At 38.6% G+C, this 16,922-nt stretch carries 16 protein-coding genes; 7 read left to right on the forward strand and 9 right to left on the reverse strand.

What is annotated here, in order from left to right:
• Window positions 1–4 precede the first annotated feature (4 nt).
• Genes AB8525_RS03195 through AB8525_RS03210 form a run of 4 tightly spaced genes read right to left on the reverse strand, consistent with a single transcriptional unit; the run spans window position 5 to window position 4,065 of the window.
• Window positions 5–523: a hypothetical protein gene (locus AB8525_RS03195; RefSeq protein ID WP_369178582.1), complete on the reverse strand. Its 519-nt coding sequence runs from the start codon at window positions 521–523 to the stop codon at window positions 5–7.
• Window positions 520–1,659, reverse strand: coding sequence for a restriction endonuclease subunit S (locus tag AB8525_RS03200; RefSeq protein WP_369178583.1), 1,140 nt, complete (start codon window positions 1,657–1,659; stop codon window positions 520–522). Before AB8525_RS03200 ends, AB8525_RS03195 begins: the two co-directional genes overlap by 4 nt.
• Window positions 1,652–2,497 (reverse strand): KilA-N domain-containing protein, encoded by an 846-nt coding sequence (locus AB8525_RS03205; RefSeq protein WP_369178585.1) that lies wholly within the window; start codon window positions 2,495–2,497, stop codon window positions 1,652–1,654. Before AB8525_RS03205 ends, AB8525_RS03200 begins: the two co-directional genes overlap by 8 nt.
• Window positions 2,494–4,065 carry an N-6 DNA methylase gene (locus tag AB8525_RS03210; RefSeq protein ID WP_369178587.1) on the reverse strand — a complete coding sequence of 524 codons (1,572 nt, stop codon included), beginning with the start codon at window positions 4,063–4,065 and terminating at the stop codon, window positions 2,494–2,496. Before AB8525_RS03210 ends, AB8525_RS03205 begins: the two co-directional genes overlap by 4 nt.
• 33 nt (window positions 4,066–4,098) lie before the next feature.
• On the opposite strand from AB8525_RS03210, the gene AB8525_RS03215 reads away from it, so the two are divergent.
• On the forward strand, window positions 4,099–4,269 hold the full coding sequence (locus tag AB8525_RS03215) for a hypothetical protein (RefSeq protein WP_369178589.1): 171 nt from the start codon (window positions 4,099–4,101) through the stop codon (window positions 4,267–4,269).
• 56 nt (window positions 4,270–4,325) lie between these two features.
• On the opposite strand, the gene AB8525_RS03220 is transcribed toward AB8525_RS03215, so the two are convergent.
• Complete coding sequence (locus tag AB8525_RS03220) at window positions 4,326–4,805, reverse strand: tRNA (cytidine(34)-2'-O)-methyltransferase (protein ID WP_369178591.1); 480 nt, start codon at window positions 4,803–4,805, stop codon at window positions 4,326–4,328.
• Window positions 4,806–4,880: 75 nt separating this feature from the next.
• Between AB8525_RS03220 and clpB the strand changes: the two genes are divergently transcribed.
• From clpB to AB8525_RS03250, 6 genes are all read left to right on the forward strand, one after another.
• The gene (clpB, locus tag AB8525_RS03225) at window positions 4,881–7,439 is read left to right on the forward strand and encodes an ATP-dependent chaperone ClpB (protein ID WP_369178592.1); all 2,559 of its coding nucleotides are present in this window, start codon (window positions 4,881–4,883) and stop codon (window positions 7,437–7,439) included.
• Between the two features lie 95 nt (window positions 7,440–7,534).
• Entirely contained in the window at window positions 7,535–8,182 is a 648-nt protein-coding gene (locus tag AB8525_RS03230; protein ID WP_369178594.1) for an electron transport complex subunit E, read from the forward strand.
• The gene (gene prmC / locus AB8525_RS03235) at window positions 8,151–8,936 is read left to right on the forward strand and encodes a peptide chain release factor N(5)-glutamine methyltransferase (RefSeq protein WP_369178596.1); all 786 of its coding nucleotides are present in this window, start codon (window positions 8,151–8,153) and stop codon (window positions 8,934–8,936) included. The genes AB8525_RS03230 and prmC overlap by 32 nt, the downstream gene beginning before the upstream one ends.
• Window positions 8,937–8,952: 16 nt before the next feature.
• The gene (locus AB8525_RS03240) at window positions 8,953–10,050 is read left to right on the forward strand and encodes a TRAP transporter substrate-binding protein (protein ID WP_369152566.1); all 1,098 of its coding nucleotides are present in this window, start codon (window positions 8,953–8,955) and stop codon (window positions 10,048–10,050) included.
• 5 nt (window positions 10,051–10,055) lie between these two features.
• A complete protein-coding gene (locus tag AB8525_RS03245; RefSeq protein WP_369178598.1) occupies window positions 10,056–10,532 on the forward strand; it encodes a TRAP transporter small permease subunit in 477 nt (158 codons plus the stop codon).
• On the forward strand, window positions 10,529–11,815 hold the full coding sequence (locus AB8525_RS03250) for a TRAP transporter large permease subunit (RefSeq protein ID WP_369178600.1): 1,287 nt from the start codon (window positions 10,529–10,531) through the stop codon (window positions 11,813–11,815). The genes AB8525_RS03245 and AB8525_RS03250 overlap by 4 nt, the downstream gene beginning before the upstream one ends.
• A 185-nt stretch (window positions 11,816–12,000) precedes the next feature.
• On the opposite strand, the gene trmD is transcribed toward AB8525_RS03250, so the two are convergent.
• Genes trmD through AB8525_RS03270 form a run of 4 tightly spaced genes read right to left on the reverse strand, consistent with a single transcriptional unit; the run spans window position 12,001 to window position 16,920 of the window.
• Window positions 12,001–12,669, reverse strand: coding sequence for a tRNA (guanosine(37)-N1)-methyltransferase TrmD (trmD, locus tag AB8525_RS03255; RefSeq protein ID WP_369178998.1), 669 nt, complete (start codon window positions 12,667–12,669; stop codon window positions 12,001–12,003).
• Between the two features lie 6 nt (window positions 12,670–12,675).
• Entirely contained in the window at window positions 12,676–13,800 is a 1,125-nt protein-coding gene (dapE, locus tag AB8525_RS03260) for a succinyl-diaminopimelate desuccinylase (protein ID WP_369178602.1), read from the reverse strand.
• A 4-nt stretch (window positions 13,801–13,804) separates the two neighbouring features.
• Window positions 13,805–15,016 carry a c-type cytochrome biogenesis protein CcmI gene (gene ccmI, locus AB8525_RS03265; RefSeq protein WP_369178604.1) on the reverse strand — a complete coding sequence of 404 codons (1,212 nt, stop codon included), beginning with the start codon at window positions 15,014–15,016 and terminating at the stop codon, window positions 13,805–13,807.
• A complete protein-coding gene (locus AB8525_RS03270; protein WP_369178606.1) occupies window positions 15,013–16,920 on the reverse strand; it encodes a heme lyase CcmF/NrfE family subunit in 1,908 nt (635 codons plus the stop codon). The genes ccmI and AB8525_RS03270 overlap by 4 nt, the downstream gene beginning before the upstream one ends.
• Window positions 16,921–16,922: the final 2 nt, after the last annotated feature.

Raw genomic sequence — 16,922 nt, forward strand, 5'->3', positions numbered from 1 at the left:
ATTTTTATATCTCCATAAATGTATAGTCATTAATCCGCCGACAAGACATATTTTCAAATGTTTTCGGACTTTTTAGTTTTTTTCTACTAATCAACATTACTTTAACATGCTCACCTGTCTGTATATAATAAAAGTTGTATCCAAATACTAAAAAAATTGGGTTAAAGTAAGATACTCTTGAAACAAAAGTAAACAGAACTGTCATTCCAAAGACTACCCAAAATGTTATTACCCCTTGTGCACTTAACGCCACAAAGAAGAAAGCCAAATAATTAGCTAAAAAATCATTGCTTGAAGTTTCAATAGAAATGACTTTATTTATTCTTGATTTTGTTAAAAGTTTACAAATGCCAAGAGAAATAAATGTGAAAATAAAAGGAACTATTACATAAACGACATAAGTAACCCACGCATAATTTCCTAATTGAGTTTTGAAAGGATTTATTTCGTTTTGAACCAAGAAAACAATTAGGAAAAACGAGATGGAACTCAATGTCAAAAACAATCTTAAAATGAAATTCATAAGGCTTCAGTTTTTAAAGGTTCAACTTTCATTTCTTCCACAACCCCACGCATCAAAACAGGGCAAAGCGATTTTATACTTGCCTTTAATTGCTCATTTATCTGTTTGCGAGTTTCTAAAGCATGATAAATGGTAACTATCGCTTCTTGTATTTTTATATCGGGGATTGGTAGTTTTACATTACACATTTCAACCCAATCAAAAGTTTCTCTGACACTTCCCCAAGAATTGAAACGAGCATAACGGTCAAATTCTGTTCTTTGGAAAAAGAGATATAAATATTCAGGTAATAATACTTCTGTATTCTTTGCTTCAAAAACAGTATATGTACTTGAAATTAACCCTGCTTCTCCATCTAAAATGGCAAGTGATATTTTTTCACCATTTCTTGAAGTTACTGATACACATCCAAATTGTCTTGGTTTTACAATTTTGTAATTTAAAAGGTTTAATCCCTCTTTTTTAGATTTGGTAGGAATGAAAATTTTATTTACACTTATTCCCACAAGATTATCAATTTTCAAATCTGTATTTCGTTCATCAGATTGTTGAATATAATCACCCAATGTTTTTAATTCTTCTGTTTTAATTAAATCTTCAATAAAAGTATCACAAATCAACTGTAAATCTTCCAAACTATTTTCATATACTTTTTGGTTGTTGAGCACGCCTTTGTAAAGTGCTACATATTTGCGTTGTTCGTCATTGTCAATATCGGGAATTTGCATATCACAAAGTCTATCCCATTCTAAACCACCTCTCACACTTGAATCACAAAATGTCCAAGCTTTTCTGTCAAACTCAGGTCTTTGAAACTCCATCATTAGAAACTCAGGAAGTAATTCTGTTTCATCAATAACCTCAAATGTTTTGTAAGCAGGTGAAACAAGAGCGGGTTTTTCATCAGTATATAACGCAACTGGCAATACTTCATCTCTATTAACATGCATTAAGTTGGTTGCAAATTGTCCTTTTGCAACTACTTTGTATTTGGATAAATCAAGTCCTGTTTGATTGGCAACAGAAGGCATATAATTCTTAAAAATATTAATGCCCAAAAGATTGGTAACCGCCAAATCTTTATTGCGGTTATCCACCAATTGTATGTAATCGCCCAATCGTTTATAATTACTCATCGGCATTTTCATTTTTAGGGTTTAACATTTCTATAGACTTATCAGCAAGTAATATTTTCATCTGGCTAATGGCTATTTGGTTAAGTTTTAGCAATCGTTCGCTTTGTGGTAATCCATCATTGATAAAAACAGCATTTAAGTTTTCAAGATTTGCCAAGCATACAAGTTGGGTAACATTGCTATAATCTCTAATATTACCTTTTTTATCAGGATTGGCATCTCTCCATTGTTTGGCAGTTTTACCAAACAGAGCCATATTTAAAACATCGGCTTCGCTTGCATAAGCAAAACTTACCTGTTGTTTATTTAAATTTTGCGGGATAAGGTTTTCTTTAATGGCATCAGTATGGATTCGATAGTTAATTTTTGTAAGATTTCGCCTAAGGTCCCAACCTAATTGCTTTAATTCTTCATCTTTAAGTCGCTGAAACTCTTTTATTAAAAAGAGTTTAAATTCAGCAGAAATCCACGATGCAAATTCAAAGGCAATATCTTTGTGTGCATAAGTACCTCCATATCTTCCTGCCTTTGCAACTATTCCAATTGCATTGGTGCTGTTAATCCAGTTTTTACTGGATAGTATAAAACCATTAGATCCAGATTCATTTTTAATGTTACGGAATTCCGTAACATTAAAATCAGGATTGTGCATCTTTTCCCATAATCCCATAAATTCAATTGTATATCGTGTACTCATCCAATGGGAAATAACCAAGCCCGTAGCTTCAGCATTTTTATGTTTGGCTATGTCTGTTATCGATATATAATCTTCATTATCAGATTTGACAACAGTAATTTCATTGCCTTTTATCTCTATTTTCTGTTTTTTCTTGCTCATAATTCGTATCCAAGAGTTTTAAAAGCGTTAATTAATTGGTTTTGTGAGTCTTTTTCTTCTTGCAACAAGGTTTTAAAATCTTTTTGAATGCGTTTCATTTCGGTATCAAAATCAATCCCGCTATCCTTATCCACAAACTCAATATATTTACTGGGTACAAGCGAAAAGTCATTGGCTTCTATCTCTTCAAAACTGGCTGATTGACAAAATTCGGGTATATCTTGGTAAGTGCTTTTAAAATCGGTTTGTTGCCAGTTGTGATAGTTTAAAACCACCTTTTCAATGTCTTGTTTGGTTAGTTGCACATACTTCTTCTCGTATTCGCTGCCCCAGCGTCTTAAATCCATAAATAAGATTTCTTTTTCACGGTTACGGTATTGTTTATCCGTACTATTGATATGGGCGGTTCTTTCTTTTTTGTTTTTATTCAGAATCCAAAGTGTAACGCTAATGTCGGTTGTGTAAAAGGTGTTTCTTGGAATAATGATAATGGCTTCTACTAAATTGTTTTCAATTAGTTTTCTACGGATTTTGTATTCTTCTCCGCCACCCGATAACGCACCATTAGCAAGAATAAAACCTGCAACGCCATTTTCAGAAAGTTTGGAGACCATATTGAGAATCCAACCGTAATTGGCATTGCTTTTTGGTGGCACTTCATAACCCATCCATCTGGGGTCGTCTAATAGCTCATTTTCACCCCTCCAATCTTTTAAGTTGAAAGGTGGGTTGGCCATGATGTAATCGGCTTTTAAATCTTTGTGTTGGTCGTTGGCAAAAGTATCTGCCTGTTTGCCGCCAAGATTGGCTGAAATGCCTCTTATGGCAAGGTTCATTTTTGCCAATTTATAGGTGGTTGGGGTATTTTCTTGTCCGTAAATGGACACTTCTTTTTTTGTACCTTGATGGTTTTCAATAAACTTGATGGATTGCACAAACATACCGCCTGTTCCACAGCAAGGATCATAAATTTTGCCTTTGTAGGGTTCTATGAGTTCGGCAATCAAGTTGACAATGGTCTTTGGCGTGTAAAATTCGCCTTTGCCCTTGCCACTACTTTCTTTTAGGGCAAATTTACCTAAAAAATATTCATAAACACGCCCAATAATATCTTGCCCATTGTCTTTGAGTGTGTCAATATCATTCACGGTGTCTAGTAATGAAGCCAGTTTTGTTTTGTCTAAGGCAAGCCGAGAAAAGTAATTGTCAGGCAATGCACCCTTTAAAGCAGGGTTGCCTTTCTCAATCGTATTAAGAGCGGTATCAATTTTTAAGGCAATATCATTTTGCTTGGCATTTTTAACAATATAAGACCAACGAGAAATATCTTCCAAAAAAAAGACATTTTTCATTGTGTAAAAATCTTTCATTTCTACATATTTTTCTTTTCCATCCTCAATAAGTTCTTTTTTTCGCTGCTCAAACTTATCGCTGGCAAATTTCAGGAAAATTAGCCCAAGGACAACATGCTTATATTCTGCTGGCTCAACCGAACCCCTCAGTTTATCGCACGACTGCCAAAGCGTTTCTTCTATTGATTTTTCTTTTGTATTTTTTTTCTTTGTCATAGGTGTTTGTTATACTGAGACCTTTGCATAAATATGAATAATCATCAAAACGCCATCTTTCATCAAATTACAAACTTTTTAAAAACACCCTTAGCCCTGCTAGGAGTGGATTTAAAAAATTTCCAATTTGATAAAATCTGTCATTTTGCTAATCACCCCTATTTATACAAAGGTCTCATACTATTTATAAATAGACCTTTGTAGTGTATAGGTCTTATTGAGATAATTTTTAGCAATAGACACATCTGTTTTTATAATTTCTACTTTTGGATTGGGATAATATTCCTTTTTGCTCCCTTAAAGCCAATTTGTCGCCACGCTTCATAAGCTACAATGGACACACAATTAGACAAATTCAAACTACGAGAACCTTCTTGCATCGGCAGGGTGATACTGGTGTGTTTATCCAATATTTCTTGTGGCAGTCCTCGTGTTTCGGGACCAAACAGGAATGAGTCGCCTGCTTGATATTTTATCTCTGCATAATTAGTTTGCACTTTTGAACTAACGGCAAACAAGCGCTCAGGCTTGGCTTTGTCTAAATAATCGGCAAAATTTTCATACTCAAACACTTGTGCCAGTTCTTTATAATCAAGCCCTGCCCTTTTTAAGCGTTTGTCGGTAATTTCAAAACCAAACGGCTTAATCAAGTGCAAACTAGCACCCATATTGGCACTTAGACGAATCAAACTGCCTGTATTGTTGGGAATTTCTGGTTCAAACAATACTAAATTTAACATAATATTTTATTTTATCTTGATTTTTTTGCTATTATCCATAAATAAAAAGTAACTTAAAGAAAAATACAATAAAAAATGGATATTAATAAACTTACTTCGCAATTTCAACAAGACTTAAGCACTGCACAATCTATTGCGATTAATAAAAATCATACTGCTATTGAGGGGGTGCATGTATTGAGTAGTATGCTCAGTGATTATGCTTCAAGTGTTAGTAATGTGCTTAAAACATTGAGTGTCAATACTAAAAATTTGAAAGATGATGTTGATGAGACTATTGATAATTTAGCTGTGGTGGCTAGTCCAAATGGCGATATCGGTGTGTCGCAAAACTTATTGAGGTTGCTTAACAGTGCTGAAAAATTATCCACTGATAAAGGCGATAGTTATCTGTCAACTGAGTTGTTTTTATTGGCAATTATTAATGGTAATGATACGACGACGACATTATTAAAAAAATTCGGCGTTGATAAAAAGAATCTATCGGCGGCTGTAGATAAACTTAGAGGAGGTGAAACCGTGAACGAACAAAATACAGAAACGAACAGAGATGCTTTGAATAAATATACACTTGACCTGACGCAACGCGCACAAGACGGCAAACTTGACCCTGTGATTGGACGCGATGGAGAGATTCGCCGTGCTATTCAGGTTTTGCAACGCCGCACTAAAAATAATCCTGTGCTGATTGGTGAGCCGGGAGTGGGTAAAACGGCAATTGCTGAAGGCTTGGCGCAACGCATTATTAACAACGAAGTGCCAGAAGGTGTCAAGGGCAAGCGGTTATTATCGTTGGATATGGCGGCGTTGGTGGCAGGGGCAAAGTATAAAGGCGAATTTGAGGAAAGAATGAAAGCCGTGCTCAAAGACCTTGAAGCAGAAAATGGACAAGTGATTTTATTCATTGACGAATTGCACACCATGATGGGTGCGGGCAAAGGTGAAGGTTCTATGGATGCAGGCAATATGCTCAAACCTGCGCTTGCACGGGGCGATTTGCATTGTATGGGAGCGACAACTTTAGATGAATATCGCCAGTATATTGAAAAAGATTCGGCAATGGAACGCCGTTTTCAAAAAGTGTTGGTGGATGAGCCAACTGAGGAAGATACTATTGCAATTTTGCGTGGTTTGAAGGAAAAATACGAAGTGCATCACGGCGTGGAAATCACCGACCCTGCGATTATTGCCGCCGTTACCTACTCTCAACGCTATATTACCGATAGGCAATTGCCCGATAAAGCCATTGATTTGATTGACGAAGCGGCGTCGCAAATTCGGATGGAAATTGATTCAAAACCTGAGTCAATGGACAAACTTGATCGTAAATTGGTGCAACTCAAAATTGAGCGTATGGCACTGAAAAAAGAGAAAGATAAGGCATCAAAAGAACGGTTCAAAGAATTAGAAAAACACATTTCAACCCTTGAAAAAGAATATGCCGATTTTGAAGAAATTTGGAAAAAAGAAAAGTCCGTGGTGCAAGGTGCGCAACACCTCAAAGAAGCGTTAGAGCAAGCAAAATCCGACCTTGAAGCAGCACATCGTAACAATGATTTGGCAAAAATGAGCGAACTTCAATACGGAAAAATCCCTGAATTGGAAGCCAAAATCACCGCAGCTGAATCAGTGGATACTGGTGCAATGACGCTATTGCGTAACAAAGTTACCGAAGACGAAATTGCCCATATTGTCGCTCGTTGGACAGGGATTCCTGTGGATAAAATGCTAGAAGGTGAAAAAGACAAACTCTTACAAATGGAGGAAATTATTCACCGGCGTTTGGTTGGTCAGGACAAAGCTGTCAAGGTTATTGCCGATGCCGTTCGTCGTTCTCGTGCAGGGCTTTCTGACCCTAATCGCCCCGATGGATCGTTTATGTTTATGGGTCCAACGGGTGTCGGTAAAACGGAACTGACTAAAGCGCTTGCCGATTTTCTGTTTGACACCGAGCAAGCGATTGTGCGGGTAGATATGAGTGAATTTATGGAAAAACATTCTGTCGCTCGCCTAATTGGTGCACCTCCAGGTTATGTTGGTTATGAGCAAGGTGGTGTGCTTACCGAAGCTGTGCGTAGAAAACCATACTCAATTATCCTGCTTGATGAAGTAGAAAAAGCCCACCCTGATGTTTTCAACATTTTGCTACAAGTGTTGGATGACGGTCGTTTGACGGACGGACAAGGTCGCACTGTTGATTTTAAAAACACGGTGATTGTAATGACTTCAAATCTTGGTTCGCATTTGATTCAAGAAAATCCAGGTAAAGATATGAGCAGCGAATTGATGCAAATTGTGGGTGAGCATTTTCGCCCTGAATTTGTTAATCGTATTGATGAAATCGTGGTTTTCAATCCGCTTGACAAGGAACAAATCAAAGGCATTGCTGCATTGCAAGTTGAAATCCTGCAATCTCGTTTAGCAAAAATGGACCTTAAACTTGAACTGGATGATAGTGCAATGACACTCATTGTAGACAAAGGTTATGACCCAGTATTTGGCGCACGCCCACTCAAACGCACCATCCAGCAGTTATTGGAAAACCCACTTTCTCAAAAGATACTGTCTGGAGAATTTCTACCAGGGTCAGTTATTCACGGCAATGTGTCTAACGACGAAATTGTGTTTTCTTGAGTATGTCTCTAATAATCCAAGATGTTTAGTAAAAAGATGAATATTTTAGGTTATTAGACGCGCCCCTTAGCCATACATTGATATAATCAGCCTTTATGAAAGATTATATCAAAATTATAAAAAACGGTCTGTGGAGCAATAACCAAGCCTTGGTTGCATTATTGGGCTTGTGTCCGCTGTTGGCAGTAACCAATAATATCACCAATGCAATGGGTTTAGGGCTTGCCACTTCGTTTGTATTGGTAGCTTCAAACACCACTGTTTCAATTTTTCGCAACACCATTCGCAAAGAGGTGCGCATTCCAATCTTTGTGCTGCTGATTGCTTCTTTTGTAACCATTGTTGAATTAATCATGCAATCCTATTTTTACGACTTATATTTAATACTGGGCATTTTCGTGCCGTTGATTGTTACCAACTGTGCTATTTTGGGGCGGGCTGAGGCATTTGCCAGTAAAAACACTTGGGGGAAATCGGCATTAGACGGCTTAATGATGGGGCTTGGCTTTTCAATTGTATTAATTATTTTAGGGGCGGCGCGCGAGTTAATTGGCTCTGGCACTTTGTTCAACCAATCGGCATTGTTGTTGGGTGATTTTGGCAACACACTCAGCATCACTGTGTTTGAAGACTATCAAGGTACACTCTTGGCAATCTTACCGCCTGGCGCATTCCTCGGCTTAGGCTTAATCGTTGCAATCAAAAATTTCATTGATCAAAAAATATCTCAAAAGTCAACATAAAGACATTACTCAGTTATTGTCTTTAGTGCTTGAAAAAAGCCACGCCTGGCTGCTATCAAATGACGATTATCAGCTCAGCACAAATGAAGAAAGCAAACTCAAAACGCTCATCAAAAAACGAGAACAAGGTGTGCCATTCGCCTATTTGAGTGGCACAAAAGGCTTTTATCATTTAAAGTTTAAAGTAACCCCCGACACGCTAATCCCTCGCCCTGAAACTGAATTGTTGGTTGATATTGCACTGAATTTATTCATCAACAAGCCTTGCAATTTACTGGATTTAGGCACAGGCAGTGGCATTATCGCCATCACCCTAGCAGACAAAAACCCACATTGGCAAGTTACGGCAACTGATTTTTCCAACAAAGCCTTAGAAATTGCAAAACAAAACGCCACGATTATCACTAATAAAATCAACTTTCAACAAGGTAGTTGGTTTGAGGCGGTGCCTAACCAAAGGTTTGATTTGATTATTTCCAACCCGCCTTATATTGAAGAAGGCGACGGCTATTTGGATAACTTAACCCACGAGCCAATTAGCGCATTGACCGCTGGAAAAGATGGCTTAGATGATATCAGAATTATTATCAATCAAGCGCCCATCCACCTAAACAAGCACGGATTTTTGCTCTTGGAGCACGGATACAATCAGCAAGAAATGATTGTTGAATTATTAAAACAAAAATTCACTCACATTAAAACCTTTCAAGATTATAATTCTAACAATCGTGCCATCTTGGCACAACTTAAATAAATTCACGAGGAAAAAAATGAAAAAAATAATTCAACTATTGACAATCACTACACTCATTACTACAGTGGCTAATGCAGGATGGTTTAGCGGTGACCAAAAAGAAGGTGTTAATCACAGCGATAAAGTTTATTCCTTAAAGTTAGCAGAAACTTGGCCGACCAACTTCCCAATCTTTGGCGATGCCACCAAAAATTTCAAAAAATTAGCAGAAACCATGTCAAATGGTCGTTTAAAAATCAGAATTGACTCCAAAAATAAACACAAGTCTGCATTTGGTATTTTCGACTTCGTCAAATCAGGACAATACGATCTCGGACACTCAGGTTCTTATTACTGGAAAGGCAAAGACATCAACACTTTGTTTTTTACTTCAATGCCATTTGGTATGACAACTGACGAGCAACATGCTTGGTTTGAATACGGTGGTGGTAATGAGCTGATGGATAAAGTTTATGCTAAACACGGTATGAAATCAGTGATTGGCGGTAGCACGGGTAACCAAATGGGAGGCTGGTTTCAAAAAGAAATCAACTCAATTGATGACCTTAAAGGTTTGAAAATGCGTATTCCTGGCTTCGCAGGAGAAATCATGGCAAAAGTTGGTGCCAAACCAACCAACATCCCACCGGGTGAACTTTATACTGCATTAGACCGTGGCACAATTGATGCACTAGAATGGGTAGGTCCTTCACTAGACTTGCGTATGGGTTTTCACAAAATTGCCCCCTATTACTACACAGGTTGGCATGAGCCAGGTACCGAATTACAGTTTTTAATCAATCTTAAGAAATACAATTCACTACCAAAAGACTTGCAAACCATTTTGATAACAGCAATGAAACTTTCAGCTTATCAAATGTATGCACAATCCGAACATGAAAGTGCCAAAAACTGGGCAATAATGAAAAAGGATTTTCCTAATATTAAAGTTAAAACCTTTCCTGAACCAGTATTTGACGCACTTAGAAAGGCAAATGACAAACTCCTTAAAAAACTAGCTGCGAATAATCCACTTTCAAAAGAAATCATTGAATCTCAAACTAACTATTTGAAAAAAATACGCGCTTGGACAGCCATCTCAGACCAAGCTTATCTAAATTCTCAAACCCAATAATAACATTGCGCTACCAATACACCCAATGGTTAGAACGCTTAACCGTTGGATTATTACTACTAACGATTGTCAATGTATTCATCGATGTCGCCCTTCGCTACGGCTTTAACAACTCATCCATTGCCTTACAAGAAATGGAATGGCATCTGTTCTCTTCTATGTTTTTACTAGGTATTGCTTATACGCTACAAAAAGACGCCCATGTCAGAGTAGATGTTTTCTACGCCAAATTTACCCCTAAAAAACAGGCAATTATCAATATCATAGGTTTTATAATATTTATCTTACCAATCAGCTTGCTAATCACCTACTATGGTATTGACTTCACCTATTCAGCTTACATCATCAACGAGCAAAGTGGTGACCCTGGTGGATTAACACAACGATTCATTATCAAAGGTATTATTCCACTCAGCTTTATCTTGGTTATTGTTTCTGGTGGATTGTTTGCCAAAGATAACTACGAGGTGCTGAAACAATGATTGGTTTGATTATGTTTGTCGTTACTCTGGCATTGCTAATAATTGGCTTTCCTGTGGCTTTTACTTTCGCAGGTGTTGCTGTTATTTTCGGCACACTCACAGAAGGTATTGACTTATTCGGCTTTATGCCTTACCGCATTATGAGCGTTATGGAAAACACCATCTTAATGGCAATACCGTTGTTCATTTTTATGGGTATCATTTTACAAAAAACCCGACTGGCAGAGCAACTGCTTGAAGCCATGGGCGATTTATTTGGCAATATTCGTGGTGGTTTGGCAGTATCCACCATTTTAGTCGGCTCACTACTCGCTGCCTCCACAGGCGTAGTCGGTGCTAGCGTGATTGCCATGGGTGTGATTGCCCTACCAGTAATGCTCAAACACAACTATAAAAAGACGCTCTCTACGGGTGTTATTTGTGCTTCAGGCACTTTAGGGCAAATTATCCCACCTTCCATTGTCCTAATCATCTTGGCAGATGTACTCGGTGTGCCTGTTGGCGATTTATTTCACAGTGCTGTTATGCCCTCTTTGGTGCTGGTAGGCAGTTATATTGTCTATGTTTTATTCATTGCCTACTGGGACAAAGACGCCGCACCCGCAACAAAAAGCAATAACCCAAACGCAGGAAAATACTGGCGAGTCGCCAAGTCCATCGTGCCACCCATCACCCTTATCATTGCTGTCTTAGGTTCAATATTTTCAGGCATTGCTACCCCCACCGAATCCGCCTCAATCGGTGCAGTCGGCTCACTACTATTAGCTCTGTTTTACCAAAGACTCAACTGGGATATCGTCTATCAATCCAGCGTTGAAACCATCAAAGTTACCTCCATGGTATTCGCCATCTTAGTCGGTGCAACCGCCTTTTCAATGGTATTTACCTACAGCGGTGGCGACCATGTCGTAGAAACATTCATTCACAGCCTTCCCGCCAAAGAAATGAGTTTTATCCTTATTTCAATGGGCATCATCCTCATCCTCGGTTTCTTTATTGATTTCGTCGAAATATCCCTCATCATCGTCCCAATCTTTTACCCAATCGCTCTCTCACTCGGTATCGATATGCAATGGTTCGCGATTTTAATTGCTATGAACCTACAAGCCTCATTCCTAACCCCACCCTTTGGCTTTAGTCTCTTCTACCTCAAAGGCGTTGCTCCAAAATCTATCGAAACCACCGATATCTATAAAGGTGTTACGCCCTTCATCGTCATTCAAGTTAGTGTGTTATTAAGCCTGATAATTTTCCCAGAATGGTATGGGTTTAGTGAGTTTTAAAAAGGCTATATCTGACACACTTAGTTCTTGAGTATATTTAATAAAATCACCCATTTAACCCCATCTACAATTTCTTGAGAATTTTTGATGAAAAGAAAATACGAGAGTTGGCATCATTTTCATCCAAAAAAGCGGATAGGATGGTATCCTAACTACCGACAATTTTGATGTTGCCTTGACAAATATTAATACAAATCAGGGCGTTTGGTTTGTGTCTTTTCTTCGGCTTTTTTTACCCGCCAAGCATCAATATTTGCTTGATGTCCGCTGAGTAAAACCGCTGGGACACTTTGCCCATCGATGGTTTCTGGACGGGTGTAATGTGGGTAATCTAGCAAGCCATTAGCAAACGAATCGTTGAGCGAATTTTGATTGCCTAATACGCCTGAAATTTGGCGACTAACCGCATCAATCACGACCATAGCACCGAGCTCACCGCCACTAATGACAAAATCACCAATAGATATTTCCCTGTCAATATCATGCTCAATAACACGCTCATCGATGCCTTCATAACGCCCACACAATAAGGTAATTGATTTGAGTTTGGAGAGTTCAAGAGCGAGTTTGTGGGTTAATTTTTGTCCTTGTGGTGATAAGTAAATAACAGTAGTGTCTGGATTATTTTGTTTGATTTTATGCAGGCAATCACGAATTGGTTTGACTTGTATTACCATCCCTGCCCCACCGCCATAGGGTGCATCGTCGATATTACGATGTTTGTTGTCGCTAAAATCACGCAACTGCCAAGTGTGAATTGCGAGCAATGATTTTTTAATCCCTCGTGCAATTACCCCTTCTTCTTTAATCGCTGAAAACATCTCAGGAAATAAAGTAATAATATCAAAATGTATCATTATTTAGGCTAAGATATTTTTCAGAATTTGGTAATAAATTTCACTTAAATCCTCTAAATCTTGTACACTCACACACTCGTCTACTTGATGAATTGTGGCATTTAAAGGTCCAAGCTCTACCACTTGTGCATTTAGGATAGGGGCAATAAAACGCCCATCAGAGGTGCCGCCAGAAGTGGATAATTCACTGTCAATATCTTTCACTGTTTTCACCGCCTGCATACAAGCACTAACTAAATCGCCTTTTGGTGTAAGGAATGGATAGCCTGAATGATTCCAGTCAATTTTGTATTCAAGTCCGTGCGTATCTAAAATATCTTCCACTCTTTTTTGCAGGCCCTCGTGTGTAGATTCACTTGAATAACGAAAATTAAACATTATTTCAACCGCCCCTGGAATTACATTAGTAACCCCTGTGCCTGAGTGTATATTAGACACTTGAAAACTGGTTTTTGGAAAATACTCATTGCCCTCATCCCATACTTCGGCAATCAAACCATTGAGTGCAGGTGCTAACAAATGAATAGGATTATTTGCTAAATGAGGATAAGCGATATGCCCTTGCTTGCCAATCAAAGTCAACGAACCGTTCAACGAACCGCGTCTGCCATTTTTCATCACATCGCCCAACTGATTAGTCGATGATGGCTCACCCACCAAACAATAATCAACATTTTGCCCTTTGTTATTTAGATATTCGCATACCTTCACCGTGCCATCAATCGCAGGACCTTCTTCGTCGGAAGTAATCAAATAACCGATACTGCCTTTATGGTCGGGAAAATCTGTCACAAACCGTTCAGTTGCTGTTATCATCGCCGCCAACGAGCCTTTCATATCCGCTGTGCCACGACCGTATAACATCCCATCAACCACCGTTGGCTCAAAAGGATCAGTTTTCCAATTCGACCCGACTGGCACGACATCGGTATGCCCTGCGAAAACAAAAACAGGGGTATTATTACCATGCTTTGCCCAAAAATTATCCACTTTACCAAATTTTAAATCATCAATTTCAAAACCGACTTTTTTCAGCCTATCAGTCATTAATCGCTGACAACCTTTGTCGTTAGGGGTAACAGAAGCAATAGATATTAAATCCTTTGCTAATTGTAGTGTATCACTCATAAATTTATTTTAATTTTAAATTAATTGTTGGATTATTTTTCACCTCAGTCACTTGGCTCACTGCTTCAATATCACCCGCTTGTCGTATTGCCGAACCCGACTTGCTTAGGCGTGCCACGGCAAGCACTTTAGATGCTTGTGATAATTGTTGCGTCGGCATGACAGAATTTTTATCGGTCAATATTACCACGCCTGAAAAATCTTTTAACTTAATTTTCTGAATGGCAATCGGCATTGGTCGGCCTTGTGCGGCTTTGACATACACCATTAAATAATGGTCTTTAAATTCTGCCTGATGCAGACGCTCAGATAGTGCTATTTTAATTGTAACCTGGTGTTGAGCTATTGGTTTATTTTGCGTTGTCGTTGATTTTCCATCTGTATTACGCATTTGTGCCAACTCATTCAGCATACGCTGTAAAGTCATTCTGTCTGCTTGATTTTCGGGTAATAATGACAACGCCCTTTGCCACAACATCTGTGTCAACTCTAATCGCTGTGCGTTAATTGCCACCCAACCCGCCAAATATAAAGCATCTACATTATTCTGATTAACTTCTAACGCCTCACGGACCAAGGTAGAAACACGCCCTTTAAATTGGTTACCCTGAGATTTTGCCAAAGTTGAAGCGTATTCAACTAGCATAATTTCACTTTTTGGATTTAATCGGTAAGATTTTTCATACGCTTCTAAAGATTCACTTAATTGATCAGAATCAAATAATGCCAATCCTAACAATCTCCACGATTTTGCATCATCAGGTTGTTCTGCTAAACGCTTTCTAATATTGACAATACTTTGTGCCAAAGTTGGTGGCTTTTCTGTTTGTAGCGTTGTTGCATTTTGAGAGGTAATTGATTGCGAAGTCAGCGTTTGATAAACACCTAAAGATGTGATAGATAATGCTGTCACAATTAATACTGCCAACCAAATTGGTATCGGTTTTTGCGTTTCAACCGTCGTTGTCGTTGCTATCTGCATCATTTCCGCTGCCAATACTTGTGCAATTTCATCTTTAGCATCTTCAAACACACTCTCATCAATCAACTCTCTTTGTAAATCTTGTTCGAGTTCCGCTTGTTTTTGCTTACCCAATGCAATATTTGATTTCTCCAAATCCAATACATTGTTCTTTAAAGGGCGATACAAAAACCACACCAACCATGCCGATGACATTACCAACATTAAAACAAACCACAAATATAAATTCATCATTTACCTCTTACTTTTAGACGGTAGCGTTTGTCAAAGGCCGCCAACAACGCACCCAATGCAATCAACAATCCCCCCAGCCAAATCCAACGAATGAGTGGCTTGTAATATAATCTCAAACTCCACGCCCCATTACCTAATGACTCGCCCAAAGCAACATACAAATCACGGAATAATGAAGGATCAATTGCTGCCTCAGTCATTGGCATACCCGTTACATATTGGCGTTTTTCGGGTTTTAAAGTGGCAATCTTATCACCCTCGTATGCCACATCAATCACACCCTTATTGCCCGTATAATTTACCCCTTGCAATGTTGTAACCCCTCTAAAAGTAAAGTCATAACCTTTAATAGTTACAGTTTCATTCAGAGTCATCTTAATGTCTTTTTCCACACCATATTGCGTCGTTACCGTTGCACCGAATAAAAATACCGCAATACCAATATGTGCAACAATCATTCCAATAAACGCCATACTTGGATTACCTCGTTGTGCTAGTCTTTGCACTAACAATAGTAATGAATGCAACACAATCCAAGTAGATAAAAAGGTTGCCAAAACGACATAAATATTATCAATGGATAAATAAGTAATTAGCGTAATCGTCGAAATAACAAATACCATATGAATAGTCACATCAACCACCCTATCCAACTTGTCTTTTTTCCAACGCAAATACCCACCAATTGCCATTGCCAACACAGCAGGTATCATAATCGGCACAAATACCGCATCAAAATATGGTGCACCGACTGAGATTTTTCCCAATCCTAATGAATCTAATAATAGTGGATAAAGCGTACCCAAAAATACACTCAATAACGCTGTGACTAATAAGATGTTATTCACTAACAATCCACTTTCTCTCGATAACAGTGAAAAACTGTTATTGCTACGCATCAAATTAGCACGCCACGCATACAAGCCCAATGAACCACCGACCACAATCACCAAAAATACCAAAATGAACAGCCCCCTCGCAGGGTCAGTAGCAAATGAATGCACTGAAGTCAAAATCCCTGAACGCACCAAGAAAGTGCCTAACAAGCTCAAAGAAAATCCAGCAATTGCCAATAACACCGTCCAATGCTTAAAGGCACCACGCTTTTCACTCACACTCAAAGAATGCACCAAGGCGGTAGCAACCAACCACGGCATAAATGACGCATTTTCAACTGGATCCCAAAACCACCAACCTCCCCAGCCGAGTTCATAATACGCCCACCAAGAACCTAGAGTAATACCGAAAGTTAAAAACGCCCACGCCACCAAAGTCCACGGACGCGACCAACGCAACCAAGTAGAATCCAACTGCCCACGAATCAACGACGACAATACAAATGCAAATGGAACTGCCATTCCCACATAGCCCATATACAACATCGGTGGATGAATAATCAAGCCAAAATCTTGCAACAGCGGATTGAGTTCACGCCCCTGTATCGGGATAATATCTAAGCGTTCAAATGGATTAGAAGTCAGCAATAAAAACAACAAAAAGCCAATGCTAATTAACCCCAAAATAATCAAAATATGATTTAAAACCTGTGCAGGCAAGCGTTTAGAAAAAATAGAAACTGCCACACTCCACAAAGACAATATCAACGCCCACAACAATAAAGAACCTTCATGTGCGCCCCAAACAGCCGACATTTTAAAAATATCAGGAAGATTTGTATTGGAATTACTGGCAACATATTTAACCGAAAAATCATCCACCACAAAGGCATTCATCAACACTGAAAATGATACGATCAGCCAAAAAAACTGCATCCACAACAAAGGACGAGAAAGTTGCATTAAAGCAACATTACCCCGCCACAAACCCACACTTGGCAAGGCTACTTGTAGCACAGCGACTATCAAAGCAAGGATTAAGGCAAAATGTCCAATTTCAGGTAACATAA

The sequence above is a fragment of the Candidatus Thiodubiliella endoseptemdiera genome (genome assembly GCF_964212635.1).
Classification (GTDB): domain Bacteria; phylum Pseudomonadota; class Gammaproteobacteria; order PS1; family Pseudothioglobaceae; genus Thiodubiliella; species Thiodubiliella endoseptemdiera.